This window comes from Citrobacter sp. wls714 (assembly GCF_005281025.1).
Classification (GTDB): domain Bacteria; phylum Pseudomonadota; class Gammaproteobacteria; order Enterobacterales; family Enterobacteriaceae; genus Citrobacter; species Citrobacter werkmanii.
In genome coordinates this window covers 221,092-234,997 of the sequence record NZ_SZWZ01000105.1, presented here as the reverse complement: position 1 = coordinate 234,997, position 13,906 = coordinate 221,092, and the positions used below count along the sequence as shown (strand labels likewise).

The following is a 13,906-nucleotide window of genomic DNA, read 5'->3' as shown; positions in this document are numbered from 1 at the left end:
CAATGGCTGAAAATCAATACTACGGCACTGGTCGCCGCAAAAGTTCCGCAGCTCGCGTTTTCATCAAACCGGGTAGTGGTAAAATCGTAATCAACCAACGTTCTCTGGAACAGTACTTCGGTCGTGAAACTGCCCGCATGGTAGTTCGTCAGCCGCTGGAACTGGTCGACATGGTTGAGAAACTGGATCTGTACATCACTGTTAAAGGTGGTGGTATCTCTGGTCAGGCTGGTGCGATCCGTCACGGTATCACCCGCGCTCTGATGGAGTACGACGAATCCCTGCGTGGCGAACTGCGTAAAGCTGGCTTCGTTACCCGTGATGCTCGTCAGGTTGAACGTAAGAAAGTCGGTCTGCGTAAAGCACGTCGTCGTCCGCAGTTCTCCAAACGTTAATTGCTTTCTGCTTCGGCAGACAACAATTTGCGAAAAAACCCGCTTCGGCGGGTTTTTTTATCACTATTGCTCCCCGTGGAAGCACGGTAATCCGCTGATTGCCACCTCTTTTTCCCCATTTCAAGAATCGACTCACCACAAAGGTCACAAAATCTGGTAAACTATCATCCAATTTTCTGCCCAAATGTCAGGTATCGCTCATTTTTTGTTTGTATTTTGAACAGTAATGGCTTTCCTGAGTCTGGGTGACATCACTTCTGGCTGGCCACTGAGTGGCTGGTAGCAGTAAAAATTCTGAATATACCTGGAGGTTTTCATGGCTGTCGCTGCCAACAAACGTTCGGTAATGACGCTGTTTTCTGGTCCTACTGACATCTATAGCCATCAGGTCCGCATCGTGCTGGCTGAAAAAGGTGTTAGTTTCGAGATTGAGCACGTGGAGAAGGACAATCCACCTCAGGATCTGATCGACCTCAACCCGAATCAGAGCGTACCGACACTGGTGGATCGTGAGCTGACCCTGTGGGAATCTCGCATCATTATGGAATACCTGGATGAGCGCTTCCCGCATCCGCCGCTGATGCCGGTTTACCCGGTTGCGCGTGGTGAAAGCCGCCTGTACATGCAGCGTATCGAAAAAGACTGGTACACGCTGATGAACGTCATCGTGAACGGTTCCGCTTCTGAAGCCGAGGTCGCGCGTAAGCGTCTGCGCGAAGAGCTGCTGGCAATCGCGCCAGTATTCGGTCAGAAACCTTACTTCCTGAGCGATGAGTTCAGCCTGGTAGACTGCTACCTGGCGCCGCTGCTGTGGCGTTTACCGCAGCTGGGTATTGAATTCAACGGTGCCGGTTCGAAAGAACTGAAAGGTTATATGACTCGCGTCTTTGAACGTGATTCTTTCCTGGCTTCTCTGACTGAGCCTGAACGTGAAATGCGTCTGGGCCGGGGTTAACCTGTATGGATTTGCCACAGCTAACACCACGCCGTCCGTATCTGCTGCGCGCATTCTATGAGTGGTTGTTAGACAACCAGCTCACGCCGCATCTGGTGGTGGATGTGACGCTCCAGGACGTGCGGGTTCCGATGGAATACGCACGTGACGGGCAAATAGTTCTGAATATTGCACCGCGCGCGGTGGGGAACCTGGAACTGACAAATGACGAAGTACGCTTTAACGCGCGCTTCGGTGGTGTGCCGCGTCAGGTTTCCGTCCCGCTGGCTGCAGTTCTGGCTATTTATGCTCGTGAAAACGGTGCCGGTACGATGTTTGAACCGGAAGCCGCCTACGACGAAGATGTCGCCAGCTTAAATGATGACGACAACGAAGCGTCTGGTTTTGAGAGTGAAACGGTCATGTCGGTCATTGATGGCGATAAGCCTGACAACAGCGACGACAACGATCCGGATGACGCGCCCAGCGCTACGCGTAGTGAAATAAAGAGTGAAATAAGAAAACAGGCCCTTTCGGGCCTGTTCTGTTTTCTGGCTCTGCAATCAATAAAACAGCGCGATGGTGACTATCATATTCACCACAAACCCCACTGCCATCGGAATAGCGGTGCGCTTTACCACCTCAAAGGGCGACACGCCGGCAATACCTGAAGTCACGACGATCACTGCGGTAATGGGTGATACCGCGCGAGCCAGCGTAGTGGCAAAATGCATCGGCATAATCATCACTACTGCCGGAATATGCAGCCCGGCGGCAATATCCGGGATCAGGCTGGCAAAAGACATAAACGGTGCGTTGCCTGAGCCCATGACTATCGCACAGGCGGCGATGACCACGGCCATGATGATCATCACGCCGATGCCGCCAAGGCCGGAGTGTTCTGCGCCTTTAATCACTGCGTCCACTGTCCCGATAGTCGTCAACCCTTTGGCAAAGATCTCACCGGCGACCACCAGTGTGACAACGTTGGCAAACTGTGTCCCCATGCCGTCAAAAAAAGCCTGCACATCATCCATTGTTTCGCGCAGATTATGTTTATGCAGGAATTCGACAAACATGGTCAGCGTCATGCTCATGAGCATCACCACTACCAGATTCAGTTCTGCCTGCATTAATCCCATATGTGCCAGCAACAGCGAACCCAACATCAGGATCAGCGGCATCACCGGTAAAATGGCGTAATACAGCGGGGGTACATCTTCCAGCGTCTTTTGTTCAGCGAACCCGTTGTTTTCCGGTAACGTTTTTTTATCAAATCGGCGCTGTACGAAAAAATGCGCAATGGCGACAGCGATAATAACGCATGAAGCGACGGGGAGCTGGTAATGGAAGAAGTAGGTGGCGATTTTCATGCCCGCGACCTGCGCGGCAAAAATAGAGTTGGTTTCCAGAATGCCCCATTCAATCGACATCGAGGTGGCAATGACCGCAACCGCGGATAATCGACTCACGCCAAGACTGACCAGCGTTGGGAAAAGCGTCACCATCAGTAGCATGCCTAACCCGGAAGCGCTGGTAATGAACTGCGCCATGATCTGACCAATCACATAGGTGGCGGCCAGCACGACATAGGGGGAACGGATCAGCTTAAGCGGTCGGCTTAACAGGCTAACCATCGCTCTGCTGGCCCCCATCCTGTCCATATAACGGGCATAACCACCCACCGCCATGATAGATAAACCCAGCCCTGCCGCCCGATTTGAGAGCATACGCAGAATTTCGTTGTAAATATCGACCAGTAGATAGCCGCTACTTTTATCGTCAGCGACCAGCGCGCCGTAACCCAGCCAGACGCCGCAGATCATCAGGAAGATCCCGGCTGCTGCCAGCACGACCTGGGGTTTGTAGTTTTTGAGGATCAAGTAACCCATCGTTAATAAAACGATGACAGAGATAATGATGCCGAACATTGTTTCACTCCATGCCAGGGAAGATGATAAATCCGGTAATAATGCTGTTGTCAAAACGGATGTTATATTTTTCGGGACACTTTTTATGGAGTGGACATCTTATTTTTAACGCAATGGTTAATTTATTTTATGTTATAAAATAGTGGGTTATGATAAATTCTCATATTCATATTCGGAAATTTCACGAAGCCGATATAGCCTTGTTTAATTAAAGGTAATCGGCATGTTTAAGCTAAATATAATATGAATAATAAATATATTATTCATAAGTCAGCCTGTCTGGATGACCATCATTTCACCCTGCTTTCGATCCTGTGTTAGGATAAACCCGCTGTTGTTTGTCACCACGACTTAGCTGAATAGGCCCTATGAACGCATTTGATTCGCAAGCTGAAGACTCTCCATCCACCATTGGCCGCAGCTTACGCAGCCGCCCGCTGGCGCGTAAAAAACTGTCTGAAATGGTTGAAGAAGAACTGGAGCAGATGATTCGTCGCCGGGAATTTGGCGAGGGCGAACAGCTGCCGTCTGAGCGGGAGCTGATGGCCTTTTTTAACGTGGGTCGTCCTTCTGTACGCGAAGCGCTGGCAGCGTTAAAACGCAAAGGCCTGGTACAAATCAACAACGGCGAGCGCGCCCGCGTTTCGCGTCCTTCGGCTGATACCATTATTAGCGAGCTGTCCGGTATGGCCAAAGATTTCCTCGCGCATCCCGGCGGCATTGCCCACTTCGAGCAGTTGCGACTGTTCTTTGAATCCAGCCTGGTACGATACGCCGCAGAACACGCCACTGACGAGCAAATCGCCAGACTGGCGAAAGCACTGGAGATCAACAGCCAGTCGCTGGATGACAATACGCTATTCATTCGCTCGGACGTTGATTTTCACCGTGTGCTGGCGGAGATCCCGGGCAATCCCATCTTTATGGCGATCCATGTTGCGCTGTTAGACTGGCTGATTGCTGCCCGCCCGACCGTTGCCGATCAAGAGTTGTATGAGCACAACAACGTGAGTTATCAGCAGCATATCGCCATTGTAGAGGCTATTCGTCAGCGCGATCCTGAGGAAGCGGACCGCGCACTGCAAGAACACCTCAACAGCGTTTCCGCGACCTGGCACGCCTTCAGCAAAAGTAAAAAATTGCGTAAGTGATCGCGATCCTGACGATCGTTTAGTGAAGCAGATCGCACTATAAGCGTTCTGTATTGTATTGCTGCTTATTTGATCTGGTATAACAGGTATAAAGGTATGCAATCAGATAACACTAATCATCGACAGAGGTAGTTATGGCAAGAGATCTAAAAGGCGTAATGCCAGCGTTGTTAACCCCATTCGATAACCAACAGCGGCTGGATGTTGAGAGTCTGCGCCGGCTGGTGCGTTTCAACATTGGCCAGGGTATTGATGGGCTCTATGTCGGTGGCTCTACGGGCGAGGCCTTTGTCCAAAATCGCGTTGAAAGAGAGCAGGTGCTGGAAATTGTTGCCGAAGAAGCGAAAGGCAAGGTGACGCTTATCGCCCACGTTGGCACGGTGAGTACCGAAGAGAGCCAGCAACTGGCGAGCGCCGCGCATCGCTACGGCTTTGATGCGGTTTCAGCCGTCACGCCGTTTTACTATCCGTTCAGTTTTGAAGAACACTGCGATCACTACCGCGCAATCATTGATTCGGCGAATGGATTGCCGATGGTGGTCTATAACATCCCGGCGCTGAGTGGCGTAAAACTGACGCTGGATCAGATCAACACGCTGGTGACGCTACCAGGCGTTGGCGCGCTGAAGCAAACTTCCGGCGATCTCTATCAGATGGAACAGATCCGCCGTGCTCATCCCGATCTGGTGCTTTATAACGGTTATGACGAGATCTTCGCTTCTGGTTTGCTGGCGGGGGCAGATGGCGGTATCGGTAGCACTTACAACATCATGGGATGGCGTTATCAGGGAATTGTGAAAGCACTCAAAGAAGGCGACATCCGGACGGCACAAAAGCTGCAAACTGAGTGCAATAAGGTTATCGATCTGCTCATTAAGGTTGGCGTGTTCCGCGGCCTGAAAACGGTACTGCACTATATGGACGTGGTTTCTGTTCCGCTGTGTCGTAAGCCGTTTGCCCCGGTAGATGAACGCTATCTGCCAGAACTGAAAGCGCTGGCTAACCAACTGCTGGCGGAAAAGGCGTAATCGCGGGTCGCCGGGGAGCTTTGCTCGCCCGGCCTGGATTTTCGACCGTAGGCCGGATAAGGCAAAGCCGCTATCCGGCACAACAACAAAAATCGTCGGGAGAGTAAAATGAGTACTTCTACCCAGAGCATCCCGTGGTATCGCCATCTCAATCGGGCGCAATGGCGGGCATTTTCCGCCGCCTGGCTGGGATATTTACTTGATGGTTTCGATTTTGTGTTAATCGCCCTTGTGCTGACCGAAGTTCAAGGCGAATTCGGTCTGACGACGGTGCAGGCTGCCAGTTTGATCTCAGCCGCCTTTATCTCCCGCTGGTTTGGCGGGTTAATGTTGGGGGCCATGGGCGACCGTTACGGACGCCGTCTGGCGATGGTCACCAGCATCATTCTGTTCTCTGTCGGGACGCTGGCTTGCGGCTTCGCGCCAGGCTACACCACCATGTTTATCGCTCGCCTGGTTATCGGGATGGGGATGGCTGGCGAGTACGGATCCAGTGCCACCTATGTCATTGAAAGCTGGCCTAAACACCTGCGTAACAAAGCCAGTGGTTTCCTGATCTCCGGCTTCTCCGTTGGCGCAGTGGTCGCCGCCCAGGTTTACAGCCTGGTGGTCCCGGTCTGGGGATGGCGCGCGCTGTTCTTTATCGGCATTTTGCCGATTATCTTCGCCCTCTGGCTGCGTAAAAATATTCCGGAAGCGGAAGACTGGAAAGAGAAACACGAAGGCAAAGCGCCGGTGCGTACGATGGTGGACATTCTCTACCGGGGCGAACATCGGGTTATCAATATTCTGATGACTCTCGCCGCCGCAACCGCGCTGTGGTTCTGCTTTGCGGGCAATCTGCAAAATGCGGCTATCGTGGCGATTCTCGGACTGATATGCGCATTTATCTTCATTAGCTTTATGGTGCAAAGCAGCGGTAAGCGTTGGCCCACGGGCGTCATGCTGATGGTCGTCGTGCTGTTCGCTTTCCTTTACTCGTGGCCGATTCAGGCGCTGCTGCCCACGTATCTGAAAACCGAACTCATGTATGACCCCTCAACGGTTGCCAGAGTGCTCTTCTTTAGCGGCTTTGGCGCGGCGGTCGGTTGTTGCGTCGGTGGGTTTCTTGGCGACTGGCTGGGCACCCGTAAAGCCTATGTCTGCAGTCTTTTGGCCTCGCAGTTGCTGATTATTCCTGTGTTTGCGATCGGTGGTTCAAACGTCTGGGTACTCGGTTTGCTGCTGTTTTTCCAGCAAATGCTCGGTCAGGGGATCTCCGGGATCTTACCGAAATTAATCGGCGGCTATTTCGATACCGACCAGCGTGCTGCGGGTCTGGGCTTCACCTACAACGTTGGGGCGCTGGGCGGGGCACTGGCACCGATCATCGGCGCGCTGATTGCACAACGTCTGGATCTGGGTACTGCGCTGGGATCGCTCTCCTTCGGCCTGACATTTGTGGTGATCCTGTTGATTGGTCTCGATATGCCGTCCCGCGTACAGCGCTGGCTGCGCCCTGAAGCGTTACGCACGCATGATGCCATCGATGGTCGGCCATTTAGCGGGGCCGTGCCGTTCGGCGGTGACAAAAGCACCATGGTGAAATCCAAAAGTTAATCGGGTTGCCCGGCGCTAAACCGGGCAACTAGCGAAAGGGAAGAACGATGTCGTTATTTAAGCAACGGGATAAAAAGATTATCACCGCGAAGCAGAAGGCTGCGTCATGACTACGCTGGCGATTGATATCGGTGGCACCAAACTGGCTGCAGCGCTGGTGGACAGCAACCTGCGAATCCGCGAACGGCGCGAATTGCCAACACCTGCCAGCAAAACGCCGGATGCGCTGCGCGCCGCGTTACAGGCACTGATTGCGCCGCTACAAGAGCAGGTGAAGCGGGTGGCGATCGCCTCGACGGGGATTATCCGTGAGGGTTCTCTGCTGGCGCTGAATCCGCATAACCTCGGCGGGTTGCTGCATTTTCCGCTGCTGCAAACGCTAAAAGATCTCACTGGTTTGCCGACGCTGGCGGTCAATGACGCTCAGGCCGCGGCGTGGGCTGAGTATCATGCGCTTGGCGGCGAGTACCACGATATGGTGTTTATTACCGTTTCCACTGGCGTGGGCGGCGGAGTCGTGAGTGCAGGGAAACTGCTGACCGGAGTCGGCGGTCTGGCCGGGCATCTGGGACACACGCTGGCCGATCCGCATGGCCCCGTGTGCGGCTGCGGGCGGGTGGGCTGCGTTGAGGCGATCGCATCCGGTCGAGGGATCGCGGCGGCTGCCGAAGGCGCGCTTGCCGGATGCGACGCCAAAACTATTTTTAGCCGTGCCGGGCAGGGGGATGAGCAGGCAAGCCGGTTGATCCATCGCTCAGCGCGAACATTGGCAAGGCTTGTCGCCGATGTGAAGGCCATGACCGATTGCCAGTGCGCGGTCATTGGCGGCAGCGTTGGGTTGGCTGAAGGATACCTGGCGCTGGTGGAACATTATCTGGCACAAGAGCCTGCGGCCTATCACGTGGAATTACTGGCGGCGCATTACCGTCATGACGCTGGATTATTGGGGGCCGCGCTGTTGGCCCGGGGAGAATAATGATGATCACAGATGAATTGCGTTCACTGCCTTCTTCCGGATTACATCCGGTATTACAGGAAGCACTAACGCTGGCCGTTGCGGCAAGACCGCAGGAGAAACCACCAGGACGCTATGAGCTGCAGGGCGATAATATTTTTATGAACGTTATGCAGTTCGCCACGCAGAGCCCGGAGCAAAAGAAAGCGGAGCTGCATCAGCAGTACATTGACATTCAGGTGCTGTTGTCCGGTGAAGAACGCATTCTGTTCGGGATGACCGATTCTGCTCGCCAGTGCGAAGAAATGCATGCTGAGGACGATTATCAGCTGTGCAATCACATTACCGATGAGCAGGCGCTCACCTTAAAGCCGGGAAGATTCGCAATTTTTATGCCGGGTGAGCCGCATAAACCGGGTTGTGCGGTGGAGGAGCCAGGGGAAATCAAAAAAGTCGTGATTAAGGTGCGCGCCAGCTTATTACACGCCTGACGATGAGAGAGACGGTGTCGGATGACAAGGTTTGCGCCATCCGACACGGGATATAAATTTAGCGCTTAAACGTCACTGCTTCCGGCTGCGTCAAATGCAGCGTGGTTTGGCTGGGGAGCGTCTCGGCAATGACTCGCCCGTGACGAATAGAATATCGTGCAGGCGTCTGGCGACGAACCGCGTCAAATCCATTTTCAGCCGGTAAAATCACCAGATTCGCAGAGTTCCCCACGCTCAGGCCATAGTCCTGCAGGTGCAAAGTTTTCGCGCTGTGGGTAGTGATCAGATTCAGTCCATCATTTATCTGCCCGTATCCCATCAACTGGCACACGTGTAAACCCATATGCAGCACCTGTAACATATTTGCCGTACCTAATGGATACCACGGATCGAAGACGTCATCATGACCGAAGCAGACGTTGATCTCCGCTTCCAGCATCTCTTTGACGCGCGTGACGCCGCGGCGTTTAGGATAAGTGTCAAAGCGTCCCTGCAGGTGAATATTCACCAGTGGATTGGCGACGAAGTTAATACCGGACATTTTCAACAGGCGGAAAAGACGGGAAGCATATGCGCCGTTATAGGAGTGCATTGCCGTGGTATGACTGGCAGTCACGCGCTCGCCCATATTGTAGCGATGCGCCAGCGCCGCGACGGTTTCAACAAAGCGTGATTGCTCATCGTCAATTTCGTCGCAGTGCACATCGATAAGTCGGTCGTATTTTTGCGCCAGGGCGAAGATTTTGTGCAGCGACTCCACGCCATATTCACGCGTAAATTCAAAGTGGGGAATCGCGCCGATGACGTCGGCCCCCAAACGCACGGCCTCTTCTAACAGCGCTTCACCGTTGGGATAAGACAGAATACCTTCTTGCGGGAATGCGACAATTTGCAGCTCTATCCACGGCGCGACCTCTTGCTTCACTTCCAGCATGGCTTTCAAAGCCGTTAGCGTAGGATCGGAAACGTCAACGTGGGTACGGACATACTGGATGCCATTCGCCATCTGCCATTTCAGGGTCTGCATCGCGCGCGCTTTGACGTCTTCGTGAGTCAGCATTGCCTTACGCTCGGCCCAGCGCTCAATGCCCTCAAACAACGTACCAGACTGGTTCCAGCTCGGCTCACCCGCGGTTTGCGTGGTATCCAGATGAATATGTGGCTCAACGAACGGTGGGATTGCCAGACCGCCCTCGGCATCAAGTACTTCGCCTTGCGGCAATGCAGCTGCGTCCTGAGGCTCAATCCGGCTGAAGCGCCCGTTTTCAATCGTGAGCTGCCACAATCCTTCGCGTCCCTGTAAACGCGCCTGACGGATGATGATGTTATTGTTCTGCATGGCTGACCTCTGGTGATTTAGCAAGGCTGCGATTGAAAAGTGGATTCAGCAGGATATAGCTGAATACGCCGCCGAGTACGGCGTTGACTGGCACAATACCGGGAATATAGTGACCGGCGGCGATGCCCAGTGCAACGGACAAAATAGCTATCCAGTTGACGGTCATAAATCGTGCTTTGCTGAAATCGGCATATCGGCGATGGTTCAGCAGATAGTCGGCGATAATCACCCCGCCAATCGGCGGAATCGCTGCCGACAGAAATGTTAGCCAGCCAACAAAGTTATTGTAAAGCCACAGCGCGCAGAGTGTGCCAATAATGCCGTTAGCCACCGACAGCGTACGGCTGGAAAGGCCGGTAATATTGGCAAATCCCAGGCCCGATGCGTACAGCGCATTGTCGTTAGTGGTCCAGATATTCAGGCCTAGCACCACAATCGCGGGCAGCAGCAGACCCTGGGCTATCATCACGTCAGAAATATCTGCTTGTCCGACTGCAGCGGCACCCGCCGCACCGAAGATAAACATCAGCGAGTTGCCGAGGAAAAAAGCGATCATGGCAATTAGCACCGCGCCTTTGGCATTGCGGCCAAAGCGAACGAAGTCGGCGGTTAACGTCCCGGCGCTGACAAACGAGCCTACCACCAGCGCCAGAGCGGTGGAGAAATTAAGCGGCGTTTGCGGCACAATCGCTTTTAAATGGTCTAAACCGCCGACATCGCTTACCGCCAGCCAGACGGAGTAGCTGCCAAGAATGACGATGGCGGGCACGGCGATGATAGATAAAATGGTCAGTGCCGAGATGCCAAAAAAGATGGTCATCGTCATCAGCAGACCGGAAACCGCAATCAGGATATTGACGTCAATTCCCGTCGCTTTGCCAACCGGAATGGCAAACATGGCCACACCCACGCCAAACCAACCCACCTGGGTACCGCCTAATAGCAGTGAAGGAAGCCAGGAGCCTTTCACCCCAAATGAATAACGCGCCAGAAGGTGGGTCGAGAGCCCTGTTTTTGCGCCGATGAAACCGAGAAATGCAGTGTAAATACCGAGGAGAAGATTACCGAAGAGAACTGCCAGGAAGAAATCATTATAAGAAAGACCGGTACCGAGTGTGCCACCGGTCCACATACTGGCGGAAAAAAATGTGAGCCCCAACATAACAAACGTTAGTGGTATCACGCCTTTCCGCGCAGCCAGAGGGACGGGGCCCTGGCTATAATTGTTGTCCTGCGACACAACGCCTCCATGAATTTTGCCCAAAAAATCCGCCGCATAATATACAGTTCTTAAGATAAAGCAAACGTTTCCGTGTGATTTTTTTGTTGGTTATTATTCATGGGATTGATGATTGAGGCGATTTCCCTCTGTTTACGGTCAATCCACGCTAGTGGGTTGAGGTTCCAACATGGCTTGTGAGCGAATGAGTTCGTCTGCAAGTAGTTGTTCGTCAGGCAACTGCACTTTGTACTCGCTCGCCATGATGGTGTTCGGCAGGCCAGTCAGCGCGTAATGCGCTTCCCCCGCGCCTTTTCCTGCGCACAAAACCAAGCCGACTGGCGGGTTTTCTCCGGGCATTGTCCAATGTTCTTTGGCATAGTTCAGGTACATGTTCATTTGTCCGGCGTCGGCATAACTGAATTTGCCTACCTTCAGGTCAACGAGCAACAGGCAGCGCAAACGGCGGTGGAAGAACAGCAGATCGACGCGGAACCAGCTATCGTCTATGCGTAATCGGCGTTGGCGGCCAACAAAAGCAAAATCGTCACCGAGCTCCAGCATAAAGTCCATCAGGTGGCTGAGCAGCGCGTCTTCGAGATCTGATTCGGAATACTCGTCCTTCAGGTTAAGAAATTCCAAAATGAACGGGTCGCGTATGGCTTGCTCCGGCAAAACGTTTGGCTCGGCGGGTGCAGGCTGCTGCAACATGGCGGATTTGTCGTGGGACAGTAGCGTTCGTTCATAAAATTGAGTGGCGATTTGCCGATCGAGTTGCCGTACGGACCAGCCGTTACGTAGCGTCTCTTTCTCGTAAAAAGTGCGGGCATTGGGATTTTTTACCGAGAGTAAGCGCACGTAAGCTGACCAGGGAAGCGGGAAAGATTTAGCCAGTTGCGCCAAACGGAGAGATTCTCCAGACACTGTCTGGAGAATCTCAATTTTTTGAAAATAAAGATAAAACTTTTTAAATTGCCATAGATTACTGGCAGAAAAACCTCGTTTATATCTTTGGCTTAAATCCTGAGATAGGCGATCAATTAGCTGTTCACCATAAGCAGCTCTGGCTTCACCGCCTTGTTCAAATTCAACAATGCGTCGACCCATTTCCCAATAGGTTGCTGTCATGATGGTGTTGATGCTGCGAACGGTTTGTGTCCGCGCTGTATCCAGCAGTTGAACAATTCCGTTATGGATTTGCTGATAGTCATCTGCATCCGGAAGTGACGTCTGCATGGTCATACTTCATCCCTTTCGTGAAAGTTACGGTGAAAAAATACGCCGCGATCAATACGCCCGGGTGATGGAGAGGTCAATCCGCGTTCTACTAATTACAAAGACTTACCGTCTTAATTGCGAGTAGCTTTCAAAAAATGGCGGAGAAATACGGAGAAAAAAGCTCCTGCCCACAAACGTGGACAGGAGCCAGAGAGATGGTTTTTTACACTTCCAGGTAATTCAGTATCCCGTCAGCCGCTTTACGACCTTCGGCAATCGCGGTGACCACCAGATCCGAACCGCGCACGATGTCGCCACCGGCGAAGATTTTCGGGTTGCTGGTCTGGAAGGCGATGTCACTGCGTTCCGGAGCGATAATCCGGCCCTGAGAATCCAGTTCGACGCTGTGTTTTGCCAACCATTCCATACTGTGCGGACGGAAACCAAACGCCAGTACCACCGCATCCGCCGGTACAACGTGCTCGGAACCGGCGACGATCTCCGCGCGGCGACGACCTTTCGCATCCGGTTCGCCCATTTCGGTACGCGCCATTTTCACGCCGCATACTTTACCGTTGGCATTCACTTCCACACCTAACGGCTGTACGTTGAACTGGAATTCCACGCCTTCTTCACGCGCGTTTTTCACCTCGCGTTTGGAGCCCGGCATGTTCTCTTCGTCGCGGCGATAGGCGCAGATTACGTGCGCTGCGTTCTGGCGAACCGAGGTGCGCACACAGTCCATCGCGGTATCGCCCCCACCGAGAACGACGACGCGTTTGCCTTCCATGCTGATGTACGGCTCGTCGCTGCTTTCGCCAAAGCCCATCAACTGTTTGGTATTGGCGATTAGGAACGGCAGGGCGTCGAATACGCCGGAAGCGTCTTCGTTTTCCAGCCCACCGCGCATGGATTGGTAAGTACCCACGCCGAGGAACACCGCGTCGTAATCCTTCAGCAGGTCGTCGAGCTGTACGTCGCGACCCACTTCGGTATTGAGTTTGAACTCAATACCCATGCCGGTGAAGATTTCACGGCGGCGGGTCATGACCTCTTTCTCCAGCTTGAAAGCCGGGATGCCGAAGGTCAGCAGACCACCGATCTCCGGATGACGATCAAACACCACCGCCTTCACGCCGTTGCGGGTTAGCACATCAGCGCAGGCCAGGCCCGCCGGACCCGCACCGATAATCGCCACGCGTTTGTCCGTCTGGCGTACACCGGTCATATCCGGACGCCAGCCCATTTCGAACGCTTTATCGTTGATATAGCGCTCGATGTTACCGATGGTCACCGCGCCGAACTCGTCGTTCAGGGTACAGGATCCTTCACACAGACGATCCTGCGGGCAGACGCGCCCGCAAACTTCCGGCAGGGTGTTAGTCTGGTGTGACAGCTCGGCCGCTTCAAAAATACGCCCCTCGTTGGCCAGCTTCAGCCAGTTCGGGATGTAGTTATGCACCGGGCACTTCCACTCGCAGTACGGGTTGCCGCAGGACAGGCAGCGATCTGCCTGCGCTTTGGCCTGACCTTCGGAAAACGGCTCGTAGATCTCGATAAATTCGATCTTACGGATCTTCAGCGGTTTCTTCGGCGGATCAACGCGCTGCAGGTCGATAAATTGGTATACGTTCTGACTCATTGCT

The 13,906-nt window shown here is 53.4% G+C and carries 12 protein-coding genes and 1 pseudogene; 8 read left to right on the top strand and 5 right to left on the bottom strand.

Annotation, left to right across the window (positions count from 1 at the left end):
• Window positions 1–2 precede the first annotated feature (2 nt).
• The 3 genes and pseudogenes from rpsI to sspB all read left to right on the top strand — a co-directional run.
• Window positions 3–395 carry a 30S ribosomal protein S9 gene (gene rpsI / locus FDX11_RS24245; RefSeq protein ID WP_003025138.1) on the top strand — a complete coding sequence of 131 codons (393 nt, stop codon included), beginning with the start codon at window positions 3–5 and terminating at the stop codon, window positions 393–395.
• Window positions 396–711: 316 nt separating this feature from the next.
• A complete protein-coding gene (gene sspA / locus FDX11_RS24240) occupies window positions 712–1,350 on the top strand; it encodes a stringent starvation protein SspA (RefSeq protein ID WP_003025132.1) in 639 nt (212 codons plus the stop codon).
• A 5-nt stretch (window positions 1,351–1,355) separates the two neighbouring features.
• Window positions 1,356–1,826, top strand: a pseudogene (gene sspB / locus FDX11_RS24235) (ClpXP protease specificity-enhancing factor); the annotation flags it as partial.
• Between the two features lie 66 nt (window positions 1,827–1,892).
• Here sspB and dcuC read toward each other — a convergent pair.
• On the bottom strand, window positions 1,893–3,260 hold the full coding sequence (dcuC, locus tag FDX11_RS24230; protein ID WP_042311319.1) for an anaerobic C4-dicarboxylate transporter DcuC: 1,368 nt from the start codon (window positions 3,258–3,260) through the stop codon (window positions 1,893–1,895).
• A 359-nt stretch (window positions 3,261–3,619) separates the two neighbouring features.
• Between dcuC and nanR the strand changes: the two genes are divergently transcribed.
• From nanR to nanQ, 5 genes are all read left to right on the top strand, one after another.
• Window positions 3,620–4,411 (top strand): transcriptional regulator NanR, encoded by a 792-nt coding sequence (nanR, locus tag FDX11_RS24225; protein ID WP_137398646.1) that lies wholly within the window; start codon window positions 3,620–3,622, stop codon window positions 4,409–4,411.
• 134 nt (window positions 4,412–4,545) lie between these two features.
• Window positions 4,546–5,439, top strand: a complete 894-nt coding sequence (gene nanA / locus FDX11_RS24220) for an N-acetylneuraminate lyase (protein WP_137349694.1) — start codon at window positions 4,546–4,548, stop codon at window positions 5,437–5,439.
• A gap of 108 nt (window positions 5,440–5,547) precedes the next feature.
• On the top strand, window positions 5,548–7,038 hold the full coding sequence (gene nanT, locus FDX11_RS24215) for a sialic acid transporter NanT (protein WP_038634306.1): 1,491 nt from the start codon (window positions 5,548–5,550) through the stop codon (window positions 7,036–7,038).
• A 106-nt stretch (window positions 7,039–7,144) separates the two neighbouring features.
• The gene (gene nanK / locus FDX11_RS24210; RefSeq protein ID WP_137349695.1) at window positions 7,145–8,014 is read left to right on the top strand and encodes an N-acetylmannosamine kinase; all 870 of its coding nucleotides are present in this window, start codon (window positions 7,145–7,147) and stop codon (window positions 8,012–8,014) included.
• A gap of 2 nt (window positions 8,015–8,016) precedes the next feature.
• Window positions 8,017–8,484 carry an N-acetylneuraminate anomerase gene (gene nanQ, locus FDX11_RS24205; RefSeq protein ID WP_042311371.1) on the top strand — a complete coding sequence of 156 codons (468 nt, stop codon included), beginning with the start codon at window positions 8,017–8,019 and terminating at the stop codon, window positions 8,482–8,484.
• A gap of 58 nt (window positions 8,485–8,542) precedes the next feature.
• Here nanQ and FDX11_RS24200 read toward each other — a convergent pair whose 3' ends face one another.
• The 4 genes from FDX11_RS24200 to FDX11_RS24185 all read right to left on the bottom strand — a co-directional run bounded on the left by FDX11_RS24200 (window position 8,543) and on the right by FDX11_RS24185 (window position 13,902).
• Window positions 8,543–9,823: a cytosine deaminase gene (locus FDX11_RS24200; RefSeq protein WP_137398645.1), complete on the bottom strand. Its 1,281-nt coding sequence runs from the start codon at window positions 9,821–9,823 to the stop codon at window positions 8,543–8,545.
• Window positions 9,810–11,063, bottom strand: a complete 1,254-nt coding sequence (codB, locus tag FDX11_RS24195) for a cytosine permease (RefSeq protein ID WP_137398644.1) — start codon at window positions 11,061–11,063, stop codon at window positions 9,810–9,812. Before codB ends, FDX11_RS24200 begins: the two co-directional genes overlap by 14 nt.
• Before the next feature lie 138 nt (window positions 11,064–11,201).
• A complete protein-coding gene (locus FDX11_RS24190) occupies window positions 11,202–12,284 on the bottom strand; it encodes a YhcG family protein (protein ID WP_137398643.1) in 1,083 nt (360 codons plus the stop codon).
• A gap of 199 nt (window positions 12,285–12,483) precedes the next feature.
• Entirely contained in the window at window positions 12,484–13,902 is a 1,419-nt protein-coding gene (locus FDX11_RS24185) for a glutamate synthase small subunit (RefSeq protein ID WP_042311309.1), read from the bottom strand.
• Between the last annotated feature and the right edge of the window lie 4 nt (window positions 13,903–13,906).